The 23,740-nt window shown below is 67.4% G+C and carries 13 protein-coding genes; 4 read left to right on the forward strand and 9 right to left on the reverse strand.

What is annotated here, in order from left to right; all coding sequences use genetic code 11:
• Positions 1 to 167 precede the first annotated feature (167 nt).
• The 5 genes from BMW90_RS08480 to BMW90_RS08500 all read right to left on the reverse strand — a co-directional run bounded on the left by BMW90_RS08480 (position 168) and on the right by BMW90_RS08500 (position 14,440).
• Positions 168 to 4,712 (reverse strand): MupA/Atu3671 family FMN-dependent luciferase-like monooxygenase, encoded by a 4,545-nt coding sequence (locus tag BMW90_RS08480; RefSeq protein ID WP_074836075.1) that lies wholly within the window; start codon positions 4,710 to 4,712, stop codon positions 168 to 170.
• On the reverse strand, positions 4,709 to 5,701 hold the full coding sequence (locus BMW90_RS08485) for a glycosyltransferase family 2 protein (protein ID WP_074836077.1): 993 nt from the start codon (positions 5,699 to 5,701) through the stop codon (positions 4,709 to 4,711). The genes BMW90_RS08480 and BMW90_RS08485 overlap by 4 nt, the downstream gene beginning before the upstream one ends.
• A 2-nt stretch (positions 5,702 to 5,703) precedes the next feature.
• The gene (locus tag BMW90_RS08490) at positions 5,704 to 12,120 is read right to left on the reverse strand and encodes a type I polyketide synthase (protein ID WP_074836078.1); all 6,417 of its coding nucleotides are present in this window, start codon (positions 12,118 to 12,120) and stop codon (positions 5,704 to 5,706) included.
• A 104-nt stretch (positions 12,121 to 12,224) separates the two neighbouring features.
• Positions 12,225 to 13,592, reverse strand: a complete 1,368-nt coding sequence (locus tag BMW90_RS08495) for an oligosaccharide flippase family protein (RefSeq protein WP_244526461.1) — start codon at positions 13,590 to 13,592, stop codon at positions 12,225 to 12,227.
• Between the two features lie 8 nt (positions 13,593 to 13,600).
• Complete coding sequence (locus BMW90_RS08500) at positions 13,601 to 14,440, reverse strand: glycosyltransferase family 2 protein (protein ID WP_244526462.1); 840 nt, start codon at positions 14,438 to 14,440, stop codon at positions 13,601 to 13,603.
• A gap of 96 nt (positions 14,441 to 14,536) precedes the next feature.
• Here BMW90_RS08500 and epsE point away from each other — a divergent pair, with 96 nt between their 5' ends.
• Entirely contained in the window at positions 14,537 to 15,796 is a 1,260-nt protein-coding gene (gene epsE / locus BMW90_RS08505; protein ID WP_074836082.1) for an exopolysaccharide biosynthesis GT4 family glycosyltransferase EpsE, read from the forward strand.
• Positions 15,797 to 15,847: 51 nt separating this feature from the next.
• Here the strand turns inward: epsE and BMW90_RS08510 are convergent, their stop codons facing one another.
• The 3 genes from BMW90_RS08510 to BMW90_RS08520 are packed head-to-tail and all read right to left on the reverse strand — an operon-like array spanning position 15,848 to position 18,890.
• Positions 15,848 to 16,882: an ABC transporter substrate-binding protein gene (locus tag BMW90_RS08510; RefSeq protein WP_074836083.1), complete on the reverse strand. Its 1,035-nt coding sequence runs from the start codon at positions 16,880 to 16,882 to the stop codon at positions 15,848 to 15,850.
• Entirely contained in the window at positions 16,852 to 18,228 is a 1,377-nt protein-coding gene (locus BMW90_RS08515) for a sensor histidine kinase (RefSeq protein ID WP_048533359.1), read from the reverse strand. The genes BMW90_RS08510 and BMW90_RS08515 overlap by 31 nt, the downstream gene beginning before the upstream one ends.
• Positions 18,225 to 18,890: a response regulator transcription factor gene (locus tag BMW90_RS08520; RefSeq protein WP_048533360.1), complete on the reverse strand. Its 666-nt coding sequence runs from the start codon at positions 18,888 to 18,890 to the stop codon at positions 18,225 to 18,227. Before BMW90_RS08520 ends, BMW90_RS08515 begins: the two co-directional genes overlap by 4 nt.
• A 109-nt stretch (positions 18,891 to 18,999) precedes the next feature.
• On the opposite strand from BMW90_RS08520, the gene BMW90_RS08525 reads away from it, so the two are divergent.
• The 3 genes from BMW90_RS08525 (at position 19,000) to BMW90_RS08535 (ending at position 22,260) form a co-directional block, all read left to right on the forward strand.
• The gene (locus BMW90_RS08525) at positions 19,000 to 19,980 is read left to right on the forward strand and encodes a tripartite tricarboxylate transporter substrate binding protein (protein WP_048533361.1); all 981 of its coding nucleotides are present in this window, start codon (positions 19,000 to 19,002) and stop codon (positions 19,978 to 19,980) included.
• A 267-nt stretch (positions 19,981 to 20,247) separates the two neighbouring features.
• Positions 20,248 to 20,730 (forward strand): tripartite tricarboxylate transporter TctB family protein, encoded by a 483-nt coding sequence (locus BMW90_RS08530; protein ID WP_074836085.1) that lies wholly within the window; start codon positions 20,248 to 20,250, stop codon positions 20,728 to 20,730.
• Positions 20,731 to 20,742: 12 nt separating this feature from the next.
• On the forward strand, positions 20,743 to 22,260 hold the full coding sequence (locus BMW90_RS08535) for a tripartite tricarboxylate transporter permease (protein ID WP_074836086.1): 1,518 nt from the start codon (positions 20,743 to 20,745) through the stop codon (positions 22,258 to 22,260).
• Positions 22,261 to 22,387: 127 nt separating this feature from the next.
• Here BMW90_RS08535 and BMW90_RS08540 read toward each other — a convergent pair whose 3' ends face one another.
• Positions 22,388 to 23,440, reverse strand: coding sequence for an ABC transporter ATP-binding protein (locus BMW90_RS08540; protein WP_074836088.1), 1,053 nt, complete (start codon positions 23,438 to 23,440; stop codon positions 22,388 to 22,390).
• Positions 23,441 to 23,740 lie beyond the last annotated feature (300 nt).

The raw sequence follows: 23,740 nt of genomic DNA on the forward strand, positions 1-23,740 counted from the left end.
CAGAAGGCCCCGGTGATTTGCCCCATCTGCAATCTAGGCGAATTGTCCTAAATTCGCCACTACTTCAGCCTGGAATTCCGGAAACACTCCGTTTCCTGACAGGCTTTTTCATAAACAATCCAAGTGATTACCGGCCTCATCACGGTTCTGCCAGCGGCCGGAGGCGCTTACCCCGCCTGCCGCCGCGCACGCATCTCGCGACGCCGGGCCATCGCTTCTTTCCGCGCCGCGGCACCGGGGTGCTCCGGCAGGGGCGCTTCGCTGCGCGGCTCGGTCTGCCCATTGGCCGGCGGCGGCGCCCGCTGCGGCTCGGGCCGTGGTCTGGCCGCCGGTTTCGCGCCGCCGATTTCGGCAATGCGCGCCGCCAGGCCGGTCAGGGTCGGGTAGCCAAAGACATCGGCGATGCTGAGCCGTGTCAGCCCCAGCTCGTTGCGCAGCTCGCGATGCGCCTGCACCGCCAGAAGCGAATGACCGCCCAGGTCGAAGAAGTTGCCCTGCGCCGGGATCTCGCCCAGCCCCAACACCCTTTGCCAGACCTCGGCCACCTGCGCCTGAACCGCCGTTGCATCGGCACCGGCCGCAGGCGGCGGCGCCTTGGCCGGGGCGGCAGGGGCGGCGGCCGGTGCGCGCGTGGCCAATGCCTTGCGGTCGACCTTGCGGTTGGGTGTCAGGGGGAATTCCGCCAGATGTTCGAACCGCGACGGCACCATGTACCCCGGCACCGCCTCCGCCAGCGCCCGGCGCAGCGCACCCGCCGGGGCCGGGCCATCGTGGAAGGCCACCAGCGTCTGGCCGTCCTGCACCACCACAACCGCCTGCGTCACGCCTTCCATCGCCTCGAGCCGGGCCTCGATCTCGCCGAGTTCGATCCGATAGCCGCGCAGTTTGACCTGGGTGTCGGCGCGGCCGAGGAAATCCACCGTGCCATCCGCCTGCCAGCGCGCCAGATCGCCGGTGTCGTAGAGGCGACCGTCGGCAAAGGGGGTCGCGACAAAGCGTTCCGCTGTCAGCCCGGCGCGCTGCCAATACCCGCGGGTCACCCCCTCGCCGCCGATATGAAGCGTGCCGGTAACGCCAACCGGCGCGGGGTTTCCTTTGTTATCAAGTATATAAAGCTGCGTATTGGCAATCGGCGTGCCGATGCCACAGATCGCTTCGCCGCCACGGGCCGGGCCGGTGGACGACCAGATCGTCGTTTCGGTCGGCCCGTACATGTTCTCGATCCGGGCGTCGGTGAGCCCGTGAAGCTCGTCCACCAGCGCCCCGGCCAGCGGCTCGCCGCCAAGCATGATCCGCTCGACCTGGGCCAGCGCCTTGCGGGTCTCCGGCGACAACAGCAACAGACGCATCGTCGAAGGGGTGCATTGCAGATGGGTCACGCCATGGCGGGCAATCTGCGCCGCAATGGAATAATCGCGCTCGACCCCGGCATTGCAGCGCCGCAGCACCTCGGCCAGCGGGTTCAGCCCGGCCAACACGGTGTCGACATCAATGCCATAGTCGATCAGGCAGGCCACCTCGGTCACGCCGATCTCTTTCAGGCTCTCGACCCGCGCCACCGCATCCTCGACCGTGCCAAAAAGCCCCGAGTCCTCGAAATAGCGCTGAAAGGCGAAATCGAGGATCGCGTCCATCTCTTCCTCGGTGAGCCCGTCGAGCGAGAGGTCGAAGGCGTTCTTGGCCCCCTCGGGCCGCTTGAAGGCAGGAAAGGCCCAGGCATATTGCTTGATCAGCCCGGCGGCCGAGCGCAGGTAGTCCTTCATCGGCTCGCGGGCCACCTCGCGCGCGGCCTCGCGGGTTTCGGCGACATAGCTGTGCAACATCAGCGTGACGGTGAATTCCGCAGGATCATGCCCGGCCTCGCGTAGCGCGTCATGGTAGAGCGCGATCTTGCCCGCCACTTCCTCGACCGTCTGGCCCAGCAGGTGGGTCAGCACATTGGCACCGATCTTGCCGGCCTCTTTCCAGGTCGCCGGGTTGCCTGCCGTCGTCACCCAGATCGGCAGCTTTTTCGACACCGGTCGCGGCTGCGTCACCACCGCATGCAGGGTACCGTCCGCCTTGGGATATTCCACCGCCTCGCCGGCCCAGAGCCGGCGCAGCTCTTCGATCTGGCGCAGCATGGCGGGCTTGTTCTCGGGCGGCGTGTTCTCGGGGCGCAGCACGAAATCGTCGGGCTGCCAACCGCTGGCAATCGCCATCCCGGCGCGGCCATTGGTGAGGTTGTCGATCACCGCCCATTCCTCGGCGATCCGGGCGGTATGATGCAGCGGCGCGACACAGCTGCCGGCGCGCACGGCGATGTTTTGCGTGACACCCGCGACGGCGGCGCCGGTGACCGAAGGGTTGGGATAAGGCCCGCCGAAGGCGTGGAAATGCCGTTCCGGCGTCCAGACCGCGCAAAAGCCGTTCTGATCGGCGAATTTCGCGCCTTCCAGAAGCGAGCGATATTTGTCGCGGCCGACGCCATCGTCGTTGCCCCAGTAGTAGAGGCTGAAGTCCATGCCCTCGCCCGGCTGGGTGGTCTCGAGCTTCTGTTCCTCGTTGACCAGCACCAGCTTGTAACCGCGCGCCAGCGAATAGAACAATTCCAGCACCGAGATGTCGAAGCTGAGCGAGGTCAGCGCCAGCCATGTGCCCGGCGTCTCGCGGCCGATCCGGGTATCCATGCCGGCAAAGAAGTTCACCACATTGCGATGTTCCACCATGACACCCTTTGGCCGGCCGGTGGAGCCGGAGGTATAGATCAGATAGGCGAGATCCTCGGGGCTGGCCTGCGGCGCGGGGTCGTCCGAAGGCGCGGTCTCGATCTCCGGAGCGGCGTCCAGGGTGAGCACATGGGCGGCGCTCTCGGGCAGTTGGTCCTTCAGCGCCTGTTCCGTCAGCACAACCGGCGCGCCGCTGTCTTCGAGGTAGAGCGCGAGCCGGTCGGCGGGATAGGTGGGGTCCATCGGCACATAGGCGCCGCCGGCCTTGAGGATCGCCAGCGCGCCAACCACCAGATGGATGTTGCGCGCGGTACAGAGCCCGACCAGCGTGCCGGGGCCGACCCCCATGCCACGCAGTACATGCGCGACGCGATTGGCGCGGGCATTGAGCGCGGCGTAGCTCATCTCTTCGCGGCCGACCACCAGCGCCGTGGCCTCGGGCGTGCGGGCGACCTGCGCCTCAAAGGCGGTCTGCATCGTCAGGCTGCGGTCATGATCGGCTTGGGTCCGGTTCCAGCCGTACAGCACCAGATCGCGCTCGGCGGGCGGCATGTCGGGCAGCGCCGCGCCCTGGATACGGGCCTCGGCCATGGCGGCGAGACGGTCGGCGAGGATGCGGCCCATCGCGGGGCTGATCCGGGCGCGGTCAAAGACCAGCCTGCCGGCGGCGGTGACGGTGAGCGGAGCCTCGGAGGGGACGTCCAGCGCAAAGGCCACATCCGGCAGGCGCAGCGCCGGGATCTCCGGACTGCGCAGCGCCAGATCGGCGGGCACGGCGGGCCTTGTTTGCAGCCGCGCGATGTCATCGCCGCGCTGGAACGGTACCCAGGGCAGGGCCAATCCGCCGCGCGTCTCAAGCCCGGCATGCACCAGCGCAATCCCGGCGTCGGGCATGCCGCTGGCCTGGGCCGCCCAGTGCCGGACAAGATCGGCCTTCTGTTGCAGGTCGAGCGCCTCCGGCCAGTCGAAAGCGATCTCTTCGGTGCCACTGGCGCCCTGCCCACCGCCGGCGAGGGTCGCGGGCGTGAAACCGGCGAAGGCGCGGCGCCAGAAAGGTTCGGCCGGGGCCAGCGCCTCGGCAAAACCGGTCAGCGCCTGCACCTCTTCGGGCGCGACAGGGGCCAACCTGTCGCCGGGCTTCGCAAGCGCCGTGATCTCGGGAAAGCTGCCGTCCATCCGCCGCAGCCCGGCCAGCCGCACCGCGCCTTGGCCACAGGCGACGGTCAGGGCCTCGGCCACCGCCAGCACCTCGCCCGGCGCCCCCTGCCCCGCGACGGGCTGGGCCCGGCCAACCGCAAAGGCCTCGCCCGCGATCCTGACCTTTGCAGTGCAGAGCGGGTTGGGATAATCGCCGTGATCCAGCGCCCGAACCATCCGCGCCACCCTGTCCGCCGGCCGGTCGAATTGCAGCAGGCCCATGGCTTCGGGCCGGGCGGTCCGCCCGTGATAGCTGCGCTGGCTCAAATCCTGCGGCTGACGCTGTGGCGTGCCGGCCAGTTGATCCAGCAGCGCGGGGAAGCTCTCGACCCCGGCGGCATAACATTTCAGGTTGAGGCTCAGGGCGGTCTCGTCCGCGGCCAGCGCGATCTCGCGCGTCACCAGGATATCGCCCTCGTCGATGCCGCCCGCGATCATGTGCCAGGTGATGCCATGGTGCGCCTCACCTGCCAGCAGCGCCCAGACCGGCGCGTTCAGACCGGCATGACGCGGCAGTGGGCCGTCGTGAAAATTCACCGCGCCGCGGCGGGCCAGCGCCGGCACTTCGGCCGGCAAGACATCCAGATTGGCAATCGAGAGCAGCCAGTCGCAGGCCAGCCCCTCCAGCCGGGCCGGCAGATCCTTCCCCGGCGTCTCGACCCGCACCCCCTGCGCTTCGGCCCAGGCCCGCAGCTCCGGCAACCGGGTGACAAGCGCGGCAATGGCATGGCCCCGGTCCAGCATCTGTTCGGCGCAGGCGCGGGTGAGCGTGTCGTTTCCGACGACGATGGCGGTGAATGCACTCATGGCAGCCTCCTGGCGGGTTGCGGCGTGGCGCGGCGTTCGGACCGGGACAGCAGCGCACGGACATGATGTGCCACCAGATCGCGCAGAAAATGCGGCGGATCGGCGTCGGGTTTGCGTTGCAGAACCTTGCGCAGACGCCACATCAGCCCGCCGGTGGCATGGGTCAGCGTGGCCAGCGCGGCATAGGCGCCGCCGTGGGACTTGGTGAAATAATGCAGCCGGCTATCCAGCCAATACCGCGGCACCCGGTCCCAGCACTTCATGCCGGTCGAGACCGAACCGATATGGGTGACGCGGCTTTCGGGCAGATAGACCGTCTGCCAGCCGTCGCGCGCGGCGCGCAGGCAGAGATCGGTTTCCTCGAAATACAGAAAGAACGTCTCGTCGAACAGCCCGATCCGGTCGAGCATCTCGCGGCGCAGCATCATCGAGGCCCCGGCCAGCCAGTCGACCGGCTGCGGCCGGTCCGGCAGATCGATCGGCACGCGGGCCTTGTGCAGCAGACGGCTGACCGGGCCGAAGCGCACCGAATGTTCGAATTCGCCGGCAATCGAGGGAAAGCGGAAGGCGGTATATTCCTGTGCGCCGGTCTCGCTCCGGATCAGGCTGCCGGCGATACCGGTCTCGGGATGGCTGTCGAGCCAATCGGCCAGCACCCGGATCGCCTCGGGTTCGGGGAAGGCATCGGGATTGAGGATATAGATGTAATCGGCCGGCTGGCCATCGTCGCGACCGGCGCGCATGCCGTGGTTGTTGCCGGCGCCAAAACCGCCGTTGCGCCCGGCCGAGATCACCCGGACCTGCGGCCAGCCCTCGGCGGCGACGAAGGCGGTCAACTGCTCGAAAGAGCCATCGCCGCTGTCATTGTCGATGATCAGCAGCTCGGCATCGAGCCCCTGCAACGCCGTCACCGCCGTGCGCGCAGCCCGGCGGCACAGCTCGGCGGTGCGATAATTCAACAGGATACACAACAGGCGCGCTTGGCTCATGGTCACTCCGCCGCTTTCTCACTCGGGACAAACACAGGGGTCGGCGTTTCCGCCGCCTCGATCGCGGCGCGGATGCGGGCGGCAAGGACGCGGACATTGGGCTCCAGCACCATGGAATCATGGGTGCCCGGCACCTCTTCGACCTGGAGGCCCGGCACCCGGCTCGTCCAGTCGTTGTCGGGCAGCACATAGGCCCGGTCGGCATCCACCAGGCGCCCGCCCGACACCTGCCACTTGCCCCGCAGCGGCGGCCGGAACAGGTGCAGATTTCCGGTCCAGCCGCGCAGCGGATAGCGGGCGATGGCCTCGTAGAACGCCGCCTCGATGGCGGCATTGTGGAACTGGTGCTCCGGCGCCGCCTCGGCCACAGGGCGCCGCCGCTTGTCGAACTCCCAGCGGATGCGCCGCGCCGCCCAGCGCAGCGGATAGGTCACGCCGCCGCGCCGCAGCTCCTGTACCTGAATCAGCGCGCGGTCCTTCAATGTCAGCTTGCGGCGCACCGGCAGGGGCGTGTCGAGCATGACCACAAGCGCCACCTCCTCGCCCGCCGCCTCGAGCTGATGGGCCATCTCGTAGGCGGTGATGCCGCCGCCGGAGAACCCGCCAAGCAGATAGGGGCCCCGCGGCTGTACCTGCCGCAGCTCGGCGATGTAGTCGCGGGCGGCCTCGCGGATATCGCGGTGCGGCTGGTCGTCGCCATAAAGTCCCCGCGCCTGAAGGCCATAGAAGGGCCGGTCGCTGCCGATCAGATTGGCAAGATGGCGCAGGTTGAGCACATTGCCGAACATGCCGGCGACAAGGAAGAACGGCGTGCGGTCGCTGCCCTCGCCTTCATGCATCGGCACCACATGGGTAAAGCGGCGCTGGTCCTCTTCGGTCCGCTGAGGCGCTGTCGTGCCCTCCTGCGGGCCGACGCGGGCCTCGATCAGCGCGGCGCAGGCGCGGATGGTGGGCGCCTCGAACAGCACCGAGATCGGGAATTCGGTGCGATAGGTCTTCTTGATCATCGCGAACAGCCGCACGGCGATCAGGCTGTGACCGCCGAGATCGAAGAAATTGTCCTCGGCCCCGATCTCGCTGACCCCCAGAAGCTCTTGCCAGAAACCTGCGAGCGTGCGTTCGATATCGGTCTCCGGCGGCACGAAATCGGTGTCGAGGTCGGGGCGCTCGAACTGCTGGCCCGCGCCTTGCGGCGCGCCGGTCTCACTCGCCTGAGAGATCAGCGCCGGCAGGTCGAGCGACGAGACCACCAGCTGCGGCAGATCGGTCGCCAGGGCGCGCAGAAAGGCCTCGGCGCCCTCGTCGGGGCGGATGCCCTGGCTCAGATTGTGGTGCAGGCGTTCCTCGGCCGGCGACAGCGGCTGGATGTCCTGCGCCCGGTCAAAGCGCAGATCGGCGGCGGTGGGCCGGGGCGCCGCGGCCAACCCGCCGGCGTCGAGCCGCTTGATCGAAAAGCCCTGGATGACGGCGCAGACATGGCCCTGCGCGTCGGTCAGGGTAATGTCGAACCGGGCGACGGGATCGGTGGCCCTGTTCGCCCCGGCGTTGCGCACCCAGCTCACCAACCGCTCCGGCAGCGGGCCAAAGACCTGGACCTGGCCATAGGACATCGGCACCCAGAGCGCCGCCCGGTCGTAGCCCGCGATCAGCTCCATCGCCCAGCCGGTGGCAATATCCATCAGCGCCGGGTGCAGCGGCGCGCCATCCTCCTGCGCCTCGGGCGGCAGCACAAGATCGGCGATGCCCTCGCCCGCGCCCAGCGCCGTGGCCCGCAGCACCCGCCAGCGGGGCCCGAAATCAAGATGCATCTCCTGCGCCGACCGCAGCGGGATATCGCTGAAATGCCCGCCCTCGCAGCGCGCGCGAATGGCGGCCAGGTCGATCGGCGGCGGCGCGGGCTGCGGCCGGAGCGCAAGCTCGGCCTCGGCATGAAGCTGCCAGCCGGTGCGGCCCTCGTGGCGAATGGCGCTGCGCACCTGCATGGCATAGCCGGCGTCGGAGCGGCGCAGGTAGAGGCGCACCTCGGTTTCGGCGCCGTCGGGGGTATAAAGCGGCCGCAGGAAGGTCAGGTCGCGGATCGCGAAAGGCCCGGTCTCGCCCTGCGCCGCCAGCGCCTCGGCGGCCAGCTCGAGATAGCCGGTGCCGGGCAGCAGCGCCTGGCCGTCGCGGGTGCGGTGTTCATCGAGCGCCCAGCGTTCGGCGGGCCGCCAGCTCGCCTCGAAGAGCCGCGCACCGGTGTCGTCAAAGGTGGCAATGTCGAGCAGCGGCAGGCCGACCGGTTCGCGCGGCGGCTCCGGCAGATCGCCGGTGCGTTCCGCCACGGCCTGGGCCGCCATGCCGACCTCGGACCAGATGCCCCAGTTGAGCGCCAGCACCCGGGTCTTGCCGTCGCGGCGGGCTTGGGCAAAGGCGTTGAGGTATTCATTGGCGGCGACGTAATCCACCTGACCGGCCGGGGCGGTGACGGTGGAGCTGGAAGAAAACAGCACCAGCCAGTCGAGCGTGCCGTCGGGAAAGACCTCGGCCAGCACCTTGGTGCCGTGGATCTTCGGCGTCAGAACGTTTTCGATGCCGATCTGCGTCTTGGTCAGCAGCAGCGCGTCATCGACCACGCCGGCGGCATGGATCACGCCATGAAGCGCGCCAAACCGGGCGCGGGCATCGGCGGCCACGGCCTGCATCTGTTGCAGGTTGCTGACGTCGGCCTCGGCCAGCAGAACCTCGGCGCCCTGCGCCTCGAGCGCCAGCACCGCCTCGATCCGGCGAGCGGTGGCGTCCTGTGGCCCGTGGCTCTTGCGATACCGGTCCCAGGTGTCGCGTGCCGGCAGTGCGCCGCGCGACACCAGAACGATATGGCGCGCGCCCTCGGCCACCAGGCGACGGGCGATGCTGAGGCCGATGCCACCAAAGCCGCCGGTGATGAGGTAGCTGCCGCCGTCCCGGATCTGCGGCGCCGGCGCGGCCGCGAGCGGCAGGGCCCGGGGGGCGCGGACAAAGCGCCGCGCGCCGCGCAGCGCGGCTTCGGCGGTCGTCGGCGGCGCCAGCAGGTCTTCGAGCACATGCAGGGCCAGCGCGTCGAGCCGGTCCTTGCTGCCGCGGCCCTCGGGCAGCTCGAGATCGATCATGGCGGTGGTCACGCCGGGCAACTCGCGCGGGATCACCCGGAGCGGGCCGGCAAGCGTCGATTTCTCGGGCCAGCGCAGCGCCTCTTGCCGCACCCGGGCCGCGCCATTGGTCAGCGCGGTGATGTGCAGCGGCTTGGGCAAGTTTTCCTCTTCGATGGCCTGCGCGAGAAACAGCAGCGAATAGAACCCGTGCTCCTGCACCCGGTGAAAATAGGACGAGCCGGGGCGGTGGCTCTCGTCGCGGGTGACCAGCCAGAAATGCGCCACCCGGCCCGGCACCATGCCGCGCGCCATCAGATCGCGGATCAGGAGGTCATACCCCTCGCGGCCGCGTTCCGGCGCCAGCACGTAAGCGCTGTCGTCCGAGCGGGCAAAGGCATCGCCGGGCCAGACCTCGATCACGGTGTGATTGGCGGCGCGCAGCCGCTCGGCGGTGCGCCGCGCCAGGCCGGCGTCATCCATGAACATCAGCCAGGTTTCCGGCGCGGTCAGATGCAGTTCGGCCTCGACATCCACCTCGCAGGCCGCCAGTCCCGGCACCCAGGCCATGCGGCTGGCCCAGGTGTCGATCTCGTCCGAGCGGGTGAGGAAACGCTCGGCCCCGCTCTCGCGTACCTGCCCCGGTTCGATGTAATAGGTCTGATGCTGGAAGGCATAGGTCGGCAGTACCACGCGGTTGCGCCGCGCCTCGCCCCAGATCTGCGCCCAGTCGACCGCGACCCCCAGCGCCGAGAGACGGCCGAGCGCGGCAAGGAAATAGGCGTCATCCTCGATGCTGTCTTCGGGATGGCGCAATGTGCCCAGCACCTGGTTGGCCGGCAGATCGGGATGCAGACGGGCCAGCGAGGCCAGCGCCTTGCCCGGTCCGACTTCGAGAAAGACCCGGGGCTGGCCCTGCGCCAGCGTGCCGATGCAATCGGCGAACCGCACGGTGTTCCGAAGATGGCCGACCCAATAGTCGGGGTCGGTGGCCTCTTTGTCGGTGAGCGGCTGGCCGGAGCGGTTGGAGATGATCGGGATCTGCGGCGGATGCAGCGCAATGCCTTTCAGATAGGCGCGGAAGTCGTCGAGGATCGGGTCGAGCATGGCGGAATGGGCCGCAATGTCGATGGCGACCCGCTGACAGTCGATGCCCTCTGCCGTCAGCCGCGCCTGCAAGGCCTCGAGCGCCGCCTGCGGGCCGGAGGCGACGGCAAGCTCGGGCGCGTTGACCGAAGCAAGGTCGAGATCCGCGCCAAGGTAGGGCGACAACGCCTCGGCCGAGAGCGAGACCGAGAGCATGCCGCCCTCTGGCACGCTGTCGAACAGCCGACCGCGCAGATGGACGAGACCGATGCAATCCTCGAAGGACATCACCCCGGCGAGGCAGGCGGCGGTGTTTTCGCCCATCGAATGGCCGACCAGCGCGGCCGGCGTGACGCCCCAGCTCTGCCAGAGCCTGGCCAGCGCGTATTCGACGATCATGATCAGCGGCAATTGCACCGAAGGCCGTGTCAGCCGCTGGTCGGCCGTGGCCCGGTCCTGCGCGCGCGGCAACCAGAGCGCGCGGATGTCGTAGTCGAGCTTCGGCTGAAGGATCGCCAGCCCGCGGTCGATCCAGTCGGCAAAGACCGGCTCGGTCTCGTAGAGATCGCGTGCCATGCCGGCATATTGCGCCCCGCCGCCGGGGAACATGAACACCACCTCGGGCGTGGCATCGAGCGCACTATGGGCAAAGACCCGGCGCGGATCGAGCGTTTCCAGCAGGTCGGCGGCCTGGTCGTGGCTTTCGGCCACCAGTACCCGGCGGTGCTCGAACTTGCGCCGGCCGGTTTCCAGGGTATAGGCCACATCGGCCAGGGTCTGCTCGGGGTGGGCGCGCAGATGCGCGGCCAGGCGCCGGGCATTGGCCTCGACCGCGGCCTTGCTGCGGCCGGTGACGGTGAGGATCTGAAACGGCCAGTCGCTTTCCTCCGAGGCCGGACGCTCGGGCGCTTCTTCCACCACCAGATGCGCGTTGGTGCCGCCGACCCCCAGCGAATTGACCCCGGCGCGGCGCGGACCCTTGTGGCTCTGCCACGGCGAGAGGCGGTCGTTGACGCGGAACGGAGAGTTTTCGAAATCGATCGACGGGTTGGGCGCCTCATAGCCGAGGCTCGGCGGAATTTCCCGGTGGTGCAGCGCCAACGAGGTCTTGATCAGGCTCGCCACACCGGCGGCGGTATCCAGATGGCCGATGTTGGTCTTGACCGATCCGATGCGGCAAAAGCCGGTTTCGTCGGTGGTTTCCTCGAAGGCCTGGGTCAAGGCGGCCACCTCGATGGGATCGCCCAGATAGGTGCCGGTGCCGTGGCATTCGACGTAATCGACGGTCTCGGCGCTGACCCCGGCCATTGCCTGCGCCTCGGCAATCGCCGCCGCCTGACCCTCGACCGAAGGCGCAAGGTAGCCGGCCTTGGCGGCGCCGTCGTTGTTGACCGCAGAGCCCTTGATCACGGCCCAGATCGGGTCGCCCTCGGCCAGCGCATCCTTGAGCCGCCGCAGCACAACCACGCCGACGCCCGAGCCGAAGACCGTGCCCTGCGCCCGGTGATCGAAGGCATGGCATTGCCCGTCGGGAGAGAGGATCTCGTTTTCCTTGTAGAGATACCCCCGGCCTTGCGGCAGCTCGATCGTGGCGCCGCCGGCCAGCGCCATGTCGCATTCGCCGTTGATCAGCGACTGGGCGGCGTAATGTGTCGCCACCAGCGAGGTGGAACAGGCGGTCTGGAGATTGAGCGAGGGGCCCTTGAGATCGAGGATATGGCTCAGGCGGGTGGCCATGAAATCCTTGTCATTGCCGGTATGGCGCAGCAGGAACATGCCGGTCTGATCCACCAGATCGGGGTTGGAACAGAGATTGAAGTAGAAATAGCTGCCCATGCCGCAACCGGCAAAAACCCCCACCGGGCCGCTGTCTGGCTCCGGGATGCGGCCGGCGGTTTCCAGCGCCTCCCAGGCGCATTCGAGGAACTGGCGATGCTGCGGATCCATGATCGCCGCGTCCTTGGGCGACAGGCCAAAGAACTCGGCGTCGAAATCGGCGAACCCGTCGAGCGGCGCGGCAAAGGGCACGTAGTTGCGATGGCGCAGCAGGCCCGGGCTTTCGCCGGCCTCGCGCAGCGCCGCGTCGCTCAGCCGCGTGATCGAGGACCGTCCGCTGCGCAGGTTGTCCCAGAAGGCATCGACAGATGCGGCGCCGGGCAGGCGCGCGGCCATGCCGACAATGGCAATATCAGTCTCGCTTATGGATGCGAGGTCGTAATCAACAGACATCCGGTAATCCCGTTTGCCCCCGGCTCCCGGAGGTACAGTCAAATTGAGGTAAAATTGCGGCGCCTTCCGGTTGAAGCGTCATCGCGTTTTCCTCCCCTTGTCGCTCATGGCAGTGCCGCCGGCATCACCCCGGGCATCAGCCGCAGGATCGCGTCGCCATTGATCATCCAGGCGCCCAGCGCGATCCCCACACCGACAGCGGCAAAGACCATGTCATGCAGCGGATCCCAGGCCTGCATCTTGCGCGCCAGCCGCACCACCATCGGATAGACCGCGATCATCGCGATCCCCTGCCCGGCCAGCGCCCCAAGCAAGCCGCCGAATTGCAGCCCGGCCAGCAGTCCTGTCACCATCAGGCAGGCCCGCGTCGCCTGAAGCAAGAAAAAACGCCGGCTGTCGCCTGCGGCTACGGCAGCCTGGTCATAGGTCAGCGCCGCGATCAGCGGAATCTGCGCGATGGCGATCACCACGGCGACCGGCCCGGCCAGAGCATAACGCGGGTCGTAAAGCAGGTCGACAAGCCAGACACCCGAGGCGGCAAACACCGCCTGAAGCGCCATCAGCCCGGTCGAGACCAGACCCCGCATCTTGCGCAGCTTGGCAAAATTCGCCGGATCGGCGCCAGGCGGGGTTTCGCGATAGATCGGGATCAGCACCTTGCGGGTGATCATCAGCCCCAGCAGCATCGGAAAGGAGGCCAGGAAAAAGCCGATATTGTAGACGCCGAACTGATCGATCGGCAGATAGCGGCCAAGGATGATCTTGTCGCCCTGATGATAGAGAAAGCCCACCAGTGTCGACAGGAAGATCCATTTGCCGAAATGGATCAACTCCTGCGCCGCCGGCTTTTCCCAGCGCAGGTGGTTGCGGCGCCCGGGCAGAAAGGCGGTGTTGAGCCAGAGCTGGACCAGGGCCGAAAGCAGCCCCGAGACGACCAGCGCCCAGACCGAGCGCAGCCAGAAGGCCAGCGCCACCGCGGTGACGATGCCGATCACCTGGGTCGCGATATCCAGAAGCGTCACCCGACCCAGCATCAGATGCCGGTTGGCGGTTTCCATCTTGGTCGGGTTGAAGCCCTGCACGATCAGGGTCAGCCCCATGGCGGGCAAGAGCAACAGCAGCATCGGCTCGCCGTAGATCTGCGACACCGGCCAGGCCAGAGCGCAGGCGGCCAGCCAGAGACAGAAACCGCGCACCACCTGGATGGTCCAGGCGGTGTCGAGGAAATCGGCATCGTCGCCGCGCTTGCTCTGCTGGATCGCGGGGGCGACGCCGACATCGGAAAACATCTGCAAACCCTGAAGAAACACCATCGTCAGGGCCATCATGCCGAAAGCCTCGGGAAACAGCAGCCGTGTCAGGATCAGGTTCGAGGCCAGCCGGATCAATTGCGCGCTGCCGAACCCGCCCAGGGTGAACAGCGCCGAACGCAGCGCCCGGGCCGTCAGCGAGCTGCCGCGGAATATCTGCATCACCGCGATCATCGGCCCCGGCTCCAGCCCTTGTCGGTGCCAAGACGGGTGGCCAGGGCGACGCCGGCATAGACGGCAAACCCCGCCGGATCGTTCAGCGCCAGGCGCAGCTTGCCGGCGGCGCCCAGCGGCGGTTTTTCGTCATTGGCGGCCAGCGCCGGATACAACCGCCGTATCTCAGTCACGCCGATGTTCTGCCGCCGCCGCACCCGCACCAGCGCGCGCCACCCCTCGACCAGCGGCCAGCGATAGCGGCCCGGCACGGCATGGCGTTCGGCCGCGCTGAAATGCAGCCTGGCAAAGGTGTCGTCAGAGATGATCGGCGGCCAGTCGGCCCAGCGCGCGCGCCCCGCGGCGTTCACCGCGAACAATCCGCAGCCCGGCACGCCCCGGGCGATGAAGGGCACCTGACGATAAACCCGGGCATAGGCCCGCGAGACGGCGCTGCGCGGCTGGACAATCTCCAGCGTGCCACTGCCATAGGCCGGCACGGGGCCGCTCAGATGCTCTGCCAATTGTCCCAAAACGTCCTCGTAAACCGTCACATCCGCATCGAGATAAGCACGCACCGGCGCCGCGGCAATCGCGTCGCCGGCATTGAGCGCCGCGATCTTGCTGCCCTCGGCCAGTTCCAGCACGTCGAGCCGCCAGCCTCGGGCGTCAAAGCCGGGCCCCATCGCGCGCGCCAGATCGGCGGTCGCGTCCCGGCAGCCGTTGGCCACAACCACGACCTGCGCCCGCATCGGCCCACGTGACGCCAGAACCGCGGCGAGGCAGGCCCGAATCCAGGCCGCCTCGTCATGTGCGGGAATGACGACGGTCAGGTCGAAAGAAGCCTCAGGTGGCACGGCAGGGCCTCTTGTTCGAATAAGTTCTGCATCCAGACTATACATGCAACTGTGGCCAAACGATGATGCAGCGCAGAAAATCTGTGGAAAGTGCATATGTCCCTGCCGCAAAAGCTCGGTTACTTAGTGCCTCAGTTTCCGGGGCAGACACATATCTTTTTCTGGCGCGAGATTGCCGCGCTCGAGGCGATGGGCGTGGCGCCGGTGCTGTTTTCCACCCGCCGCCCGCCACCGGGACTGATTGCCCACGACTGGTCGCAGGCGGCGATGGCGCGGACCACCTATCTCGGCGAGGTCTCGCTGCGTCGGGCGCTCCGGGTCCTGCCGCGGCTGCCCTGGGGCGAACTCCTGCGCGAGGTCGGGCGCGACGGCACCTCGGTGCTGAAAGACGTGCTGATCTGCGCCGCCGCCGGCGACGCACTGCGCGATCATTGTCGGCGCGAGGGGGTTTCGCATGTGCATGTGCATTCCTGTGCCCGGGGTGCCCTGATCGCCGCTTTCGCGCGGCATCTGGGCGGTCCGGGCTATTCGCTGACGTTGCATGGGCCGCTTTCCGACTACGGCCGGGGCCAGCGCTACAAATGGCGGCACGCCCGGTTTGCCACGGTGATCACCCGCAGGCTGATCGCCGAAATGCAGGCCGAACAACCTGCGGATCTGCCGCCGATGATCCTGCGGCCGATGGGGGTCGACACCGAGTACCTGCGCCGCGACACGCCTTACGAACCGGTGCAACCCGGCGCGCCGCTGCGGGTCTTTGCCTGCGGCCGGCTCAACGTGGTCAAGGGCCATCAGGATCTGATCGAGGCGGTGCGCCAGCTGCGCGCCGCCGGCCATGACGTCCGCCTCGAGATCGCCGGACAAGACGACGCCGGCGGCAGCGGGTTCCGCCTGGTTCTGGAACAGCTGATCCGGCAGCACGGGCTGGGCGAACACGTGCGCCTGCTGGGCGCGATCGACGCGGCGGCGGTGAAGGCCAAGCTGCTCGACGCGCATGTCTTTGCGCTGGCGAGCTGGCACGAGCCGCTGGGCGTGGCCTACATGGAGGCGATCGCCTGCGGCGTGCCCACCATCGGCACCGATGCCGGCGGCGTGCCCGAGCTGATCGACGATGGGGTCGAGGGGCTGCTGGTGCCGCCGAAAGCACCTGCGGCCCTGGCCGCCGCGCTGCTCCGGATCGCCGGGGATCCGCAGCTTGCGCAACGGCTCAGCGCCACCGGCCGCGCCCGGATCGAACGCGACTACGCCGCGCGGCTCGGGGCCGAAGTGATCGTCGATCAGATGCGCAAGGCCCTGACGCGCGAGGGGGCCGGCGCCCGCCCCGGGCCTGATCCGGGGCCTCCCGGTGGGCACTGACGAAGCGGTCCCGGAGCGGCTCCGGGACGGGCGGGCGCAGGCGCGCGCGCCTCACTCCTGCAAGATCGCGTTGGTCCATTCGTTCTCGAAGGCGGCGCGTTTGAGCCGGTCGAGATAGACCAGCAGCCCGGGGCCGAGGTTGATCCGGCTCAGCGCCATCTCGCTGTTGCTCAGCCAGCGGTCGACCGACAGCAGCGGATCGCGGCCAAAGGCCTGGGCCAGGACGTGATCGACGAAATCGCCGGCCAGCTCCGGCTCCGGCGCGCCCTGCGGGATGACGGCGGTGCGCAGCATGATGGTGGTGAAATCCGACGGCAGGATGATGCTGATCCCCGACAGGTCCTGGCGCTGCAAGGCATAGCTGCCCAGCACGTTGTAGGCGACGAACAGATCGCCGCCGGAAACCGCATCGATCATCTGCGACGAGCAGCAATAGAGCCGCGCGCCAAGCCCGCCCATCACCTCGGTCAGCCGCCAGTAGGTTTCCGACACCCGGCTTTCCTGCGTCGCGAAGAGATAGCCCAGACCCGATTCGCGCACGTCGTAGGTGCCCACTTTGCCGCGAAACCGCTCGGGATTGCGGCGCAGCACGTCGATCAGGTCCTGGCGGCTGCGCGGAATGCCCTCGGCGGCAAAGGCGGCGTCGGATACGACAATCGCCGCCGGCTCCTGGGTGAAGGCAAAGACCATGTCGTTCCACTTGGCCCAGGCCGGCACCTCGCGCGTCACCTCGGAGCTGTGGCGCTGCACATGGCCATCGTTGGCCAGCTTGGTCTGAAGATCCATGGCGCTGGAAATCACCAGGTCATAGGCATCGCCCCCGTCGGTCGCGGCCTGCATCACATCGGTGGAACTGGCGACGATGTAGTCGATGCCGATCTCCGGCGCGGTGCGAAGGTAGCTCTCGATCCGCGGCGCAAAGATCGCGGTGTCGGTGGTCGAGAGGATGCGCAGGCTGCGCGCGGCATCCGCGGGGCCGAAACGCCGGCGATCCTCGATCTCGAGTGCCGCCGCCAGGCTGGCGCAGATCATCAGCAGCGCGGCCGGGACAGACCTCAGGGCAAGGGAAAGAGCAGACTGGCGCATGCACCGCCTCCGTGTTGATTATCGAGGTGCAGCCGGCCGCCATGGGCGGTGACAACATCCTGAACGATGGTCAGCCCGAGTCCCGAGCCGATGACGCCCTTGGCATTGCTGCCGCGCGCGAAACGTTCAGTCAGGGCGGCGCTGGTGCCCGGCGGAAAGCCGGGGCCCTCGTCGCGCACCTCGAGCCGGACGGCCCGCGCGTCGCGGCGCAGCGAGATCTCGATCCTGGTGTCGGCGGGGCTGTATTTGACGGCATTGTCCAGCAGGTTGCGGACGGCACTTTGCAGCAGGATGGCATCGCCGCTGATCGTCGCCGGGTCGGCATGGGGGATGTCGAGCCCGATGTCGGCGATCTCGGCCACCGGGCGGATGCGTTCCACCGCGTCGCGCATCAGCGCCCTGAGATCGACCCTGTCGCGCGGCAGGCTGTCGAGCCGGAACGAGACCATGGCGTGATCGAGCAACTGCCCCGCGGTCCGCGAGCTTTCGTCGATCGCCTCGATCATCTCGGCCATGGCCTTGCGGTTCTCGGGTTTGTGGATCTGGCGCTGGATGATCTCGGCCTTGGTGCGCACCACCGCCAGCGGCGTGCGTACCCTGTGGGCAGCCTCGGCGATGAAATCCTCGGACCGGTTGAGCGAGGCTTCGAGCCGCGCCATGAAGCCGTTGAGCGAGGTCACGAGGCGCGCCATTTCCTGCGGCACCGGCGCGTTTACCGGGCGCAGATCGGTCGGGCCGCGGCGCGAGACCGAGGCGGTCAGCCGGTCGAGCGGCTGGATCGTGGCGCGGGCGATCAGCAGCGCCAGCACCACGGTCAGCGCAAAGAACCCCGCACCGACGGCAAGCGACAGCCGCGAGGTCCAGGCCAGGGTCTGGCGCTGGCCCGACAAGGTCTGGGCGACGCTGACCTCGAGCACATTGCGGCCGAGATCGGTGGCGAAGGGCCGCGTGACGGCGGCGATCCGCACCGCCTCGCCCAGAAATTCCGCCGAGAGCTGCGCCGTGCCCCGCGCGCCCACCCGCGGCGGGCGCGGCAGCTCGGCATAGCCGGTGAGCAGCTCGTCCCCCAGCCGCACCGCATAGAACACCCGCTCGTCGGTGATGCTGTCGAGCATCGAGAGCGCGGCATACGGCAGGTCGACCATGACCGAGCCATCGACGATCCGGGCGCTGTCGATCACCGACAGCGCCGACGCGGTGAGGATATTGTCCTGGCTCTGCTGCGCCACCTGGCGTGCCACCGATTGCACCAGGAAATAGACCAGTACCGCCAGCACCGCCGAGGCACAGAGCAGCAGCACCAGCAGCCGGCGGCGGATCGAGCCCTGGACCACCGGCCGGGTCATGTCTGCTCCAGCTTGTAGCCCAGACCACGCACGGTGGTGATGGTCACATCCGAGCCGGCCAGATGCTTGCGAAGCCGCGCCACATAGACCTCGATGGCGTTTTCCGAGACCTCCTCGTCATACGAAAACAGCCGGTCGACCAACGCCGGCTTGGAAAAGATCATCCCCGGCGCATTGATCAGAACCTCAAAGAGCCGCAGCTCCCTGGTGCGCAACTGGGTCGCGGCGGCGCCGACATGCAGCACGCCGGAGGCGGAATCGAAACGAATCGCCCCGAGGCTCAGCACGCTGCTGGCGCTGCTGCCCCGGCGCCGCAACACCGCCCGGCACCGCGCCTCGAGCTCGGCGAAATCGATCGGTTTGACCATGTAATCGTCGGCCCCGAGATCGAGCAGGCTGATCCTGTCCGAGATTTCCGAGCGGGCGGTCAGTACGATGGTGGGGGTGCGGTTCTCGGTCAGCCGCAGGTGGGTGAGAAAGCTGCTTCCGTCACCGTCCGGCAACATAATATCCAGCAAAATCATATCGTAAGAGGTGGTCGCCACGTAATCCCGCGCGGTCTCGAGATCGCCGGCATGATCGACGACATGGCCGTCGAGACTGAGCCGGTCGACCACCGCCGCCGCCAGCGGCGCATTGTCCTCGATCAGTAAAAAACGCACGCCGCTCCCTACCCTTCCGCGTCCCGTGTCAGCTTGGTGTCAGGTTACGGGACCAAACCCCTCTCACATGACGCGCATATGCCATGCCGTCAAACGGGAGGAACAACTTATGACATTCGAACTGGGCCGTCGCGCCCTTCTGGCCGCGGCTGCGGCCGTCGCATTCACCGGGTCGGCGCTGGCCGAAAGCCACCAGGTGCTCGACAAGGTGCATTTCCTGATCCCCGGCGGCGCCGGCGGCGGCTGGGACGGCACCGCGCGCGGCACCGGCGAGGCGCTGACCAAGGCGGGTCTCGCAGGCACCGCATCTTACGAGAACATGTCCGGCGGCGGCGGCGGCAAGGCGATCGGCTATCTGATCGAGAACGCCGAAAGCCTGCATGACACGCTGATGGTGAATTCGACCCCGATCGTCATCCGCTCGCTCACCGGCGTCTTCCCGCACAACTTCCGCGACCTGACGCTGGTGGCCGGCACCATCGGCGATTATGCGGCGCTGGTGGTCAACGCCGACAGCGACATCGACAATATGGAAGATCTGCTGGCGGCCTTCGACGCCGATGCCAATGCCACCGCCATCGGCGGCGGTTCGGTGCCCGGCGGCATGGACCACCTGGTCGCGGCCATGGTGATGGAAGCGGCCGGCAAGGACGCGCTGAACGTCAAATACATCCCCTATGACGCCGGCGGCAAGGCCATGGCGGCGCTGCTCTCGGGCGAGATCAAGGCACTGTCGACCGGCTTTTCCGAAGCCGTGGCCCTGGCCGAGGCGGGTGAGGTCAAGATCATCGGCGTCACCTCTGACGAACGCGTCGACGCCTACGCCGATGCGCCGACGATGAAGGAACAGGGCATCGAGACCACCTTCATCAACTGGCGCGGCTTTTTTGGCGCCCCCGGCATGCCGGAAGACAGGGTCGCCCTCTACCAGGACGCGATCGCCAAGATGTACGACACCCCGGAATGGGAAGCCGTGCGCGCCCGCAACGGCTGGGTCAACATTCACAACCCCGGCGATGAATTCAAAGCCTTCCTCGAAGGCCAGGAAAAGGTGATCGGCGATCTGATGAAGAAGCTCGGCTTCCTCTGATCCGCCACCGGGGCGAGGGGCCAGCCCCTCGCGCTCCCCGCGGTATTTGCAGCAAGAGGAAGGGGGGACGCCATGTCTCCCCTTCCCGAAGGCAGCGCCTTCCCCTTGCGCGGTCATCGGCTCCTCAGCCTGTACCGTGGACCCAGATTACCGCGCATTTGGTTAAATTTGTCTTTCCTCTTGCCGAAAATACCCTCGGGGGGCCGCCGCAGGCGGCGGGGCAACGCCCCGAACCGAGGCCGGCAGAGACCCCTCAGGAGACCTGGAATGGCCCTCGATCGCTGGATCGCCTTCGTCATACTCTGTGTGGCACTCGCCTACGCCTATGCGGCGTTCTTCACCATGGACCATCTGCTGCCACCTTTCATGCAGCGCAATCCGATCTGGCCGAGCACCTTTCCCAAGGTGCTTTCGGTGCTGGCCATTCTCACCGCGCTGGTGATCCTGCTGGGGCTCGAGAAAGCGCCCGAGAGCGACAAGGCGCCCGACATCGACTACCGTTGCCTTCCCGACTACCACTTGGTCCCGGCGCTGGCGCTGCTGGCGCTGATGGCGGCCTATGCGCTGCTCTTGCGCCCGGCGGGGTTCCTGCTGGCCACCGCTGGCTTCCTGACCCTGGGTGGGGCCATTCTGGGCGAACGCAAGTTTCACATCCTGCTGCCGGTCGCCGGCCTCGCCACCGGCGTGGTCTGGTACCTGGTCGAGCAGGTCCTGGGCATCTTCCTGCGCCCGCTGCCATTTTTCCTGTAAGGAGCACGAGACATGATTGAAGGTCTTCTCATCGGCCTCGGCGCTGCCTTTTCGCTGCAAAACCTGATCATGGTGATTGCCGGTTGTCTGATCGGCACCTTCATCGGCATGTTGCCGGGGCTGGGCCCGATGTCGATCATCGCCATCATGATCCCGGTGGCGATCACCATCGGCGATCCTTCCGCCGCGCTGATCCTCCTGGCCGGGGTGTATTACGGCGCGATCTTCGGCGGCTCGACCTCGTCGATCCTGCTCAACGCGCCCGGCGTGGCCGGCACCGTGGCCACCAGTTTCGACGGCTATCCGATGGCCCGCCGCGGCCAGGCCGGCAAGGCGCTGACCATCGCCGCCATCGCTTCGTTCTGCGGCGGCACCATCGGGGCGATCCTGCTGATGGTCTTTGCACCGATGCTCTCGACCGTGGCACTGCTGTTCCATTCGGCGGAATATTTCGCGTTGATGGTGGTGGGGCTCTCGGCGATTGCCGCCTTTGCCGGCACCGGAAACGTGGCCAAGGCGGTGCTGATGACGCTGCTTGGCCTGATCATGGCCACCGTGGGCGAAGGCGCGCTGTTCAACATGCCGCGGTTCACCATGGGGCTGATGGATCTGCAATCCGGCTTCAGCTTCATCACCCTGGCAATGGCGATGTTCGCCCTGCCGGAAGCGCTGTTCCTTGTGCTCAACCCGGCGCGTTCGGCCCAGGGCAGCGGCAACGGCAAGATCGAGAACCTGCGCATCTCGCGCCCCGAGGCGCGCCAGATCGCGCCGGTGATCGGCCGCCAGTCGATTCAGGGCTTCTTCATCGGCGTCCTGCCCGGGGCGGGGGCCACCATTGCCTCGTTCCTCGGCTACGCGGTCGAGCGCAACATCGCCTCCAAGGACGAGCAGGCCGAGTTCGGCAAGGGATCGGTCAAGGGCCTGGCCGCGCCGGAATGCGCCAACAATGCCGCCTGCACCGGCTCTTTCGTGCCGCTGCTGACGCTGGGCATTCCCGGCTCGGGCACCACGGCGATCCTGCTGGGCGCTCTGATCGCGCTCAACGTCACGCCGGGACCGCGGCTGATGATCGACGAGCCGCAGATCTTCTGGGCGGTGATCATCTCGATGTACATCGGCAACCTGGTGCTGCTGGTGCTGAATCTGCCGCTGATCCCCTATATCGCCAAGGTGCTGGCGATCCCGCGCAACTATCTGATTCCCTTCATCCTGTTCTTTACCCTGATGGGCAGTTACATCGGCCAGAACAACGCCACCGAGCTCTTGATCCTGGTCGGCATGGGGATCTGCGCCACCATCCTGCGGTTTGCCGATTACCCGCTGGCGCCGCTGCTGATCGGCTTCATCCTCGGCCGGATGCTGGAAGACAACTTCGCCCGTTCGATGCAGCTCTACGACGGCGTCAGCTTCATCATCGACCGGCCGATGACGCTGGGCCTGCTGGTGGTGGCCATCCTGCTGGTCGTGGTGCCCAGCTACCGCGCCCGCCGCGCCAGGGCCCGGCAGGCCGGCATCGCCGACGGCGATTGAACGAGCGGCGGGGCCGAGCGCGGCGCAATCGGTGCCCCTCCGTGCGCCTCTGGAGTTAAGACCCGCGCGGTCCGCGCGGGGCCCATGGCCGGCGGCAGGGTCGGTTGCCAGGGCGGCGGGATGACGGTCACGCCGCGAGGCGCAATCCAGTGGCTGCATCGAAGAGATGGGTATGCACTTGATCGACCCCGAGGCTCAAAACCTCGCCGGGCTGCGCCGCGATCCGTTCCCGGAACACGCCAAAGACCTTCTGGCCGGCGATCGACATGGTGACTTGAGTTTCCGAGCCCATCGGCTCGACCACAACAACCTCGGCCCTGATCCCGCCTTGAGGATCGAGGCGGAAATGCTCCCGGCGGACCCCGTAGACCACAGGCTTGCCGGAAGGCAAGGCGGCCGGGGCCGGCAGCCGCGCATCGCCGGCAATGAATTGCGCCGCCTCCATATGCCCGTCGATGAAATTCATCGAAGGCGAGCCGATGAAGGCGGCGACGAACTGGTTGACCGGATTGTCGTAGAGATCGAGAGGGGAGCCTATCTGCTCGATCCGACCACCGTTCAGCACCACGATCTTGTCGGCCATGGTCATCGCTTCGACTTGGTCGTGGGTGACGTAGATCGTGGTGGTCTTCAGCTTCTGGTGCAGCGCCTTGATCTCGCCGCGCATTACCACGCGCAGCTTGGCGTCGAGGTTCGACAGCGGCTCGTCGAAAAGGAACACCTTGGGGTCGCGCACAATGGCGCGGCCCATCGCGACCCGCTGGCGCTGCCCGCCGGAGAGCTGACCGGGGCGGCGTTCGAGATAGGGCTCGAGGCCGAGGATTCTGGCGGCCCAATCGACCCGCTCCTTGATCTCGGACTTCGAGGCGCCGCGGTGATGCAGAGAAAAGCCCATGTTGTCCGCGACCGTCATGTGCGGATAGAGCGCGTAGTTCTGAAACACCATGGCAATGTCACGCTGCTTGGGCTCGAGATCATTGACCACTTTGTCGCCGATCACGATCTCGCCGCCGCTGATGGTCTCCAGCTCCGCCAGCATCCGCAGCAGCGTGGACTTGCCGCAGCCCGAGGGGCCGACGAGGACGACGAACTCGCCGTCGGCGATGTCGATCTCGACGCCGTGGATCACATGGACCGCGCCATAGGCTTTTTGCACGTCCGAGAAGGTTACTTGGGCCATGGGATCAGCCTTTCAGTCCGGTATGGGCCAGTCCTTCGACGAACTGACGCTGGGCGATGACAAAAACGATGAGCACGGGGATGGCCGTCATCGTCGCGGCCGCAAGCTGGATGTTCCACATCGCACCGCCGTAGGGTCCGGAACGAAGTGAATAAGCGCGCCAAGCGAGCAGCAAACCATCACGCGACTGCGTTGGTCATTTTTTGTCCACCTTACTCTGGAACGAAGCCTATCGCCTGAAAGACCGCAGGCCCGATACGGTTGCGCTGTATGAGGGCTACACCGCATCGGGCCTGCTAC

The sequence above is a fragment of the Marinovum algicola genome, from assembly GCF_900109145.1.
In the GTDB taxonomy this organism is placed as follows: Bacteria; Pseudomonadota; Alphaproteobacteria; order Rhodobacterales; family Rhodobacteraceae; genus Marinovum; species Marinovum algicola.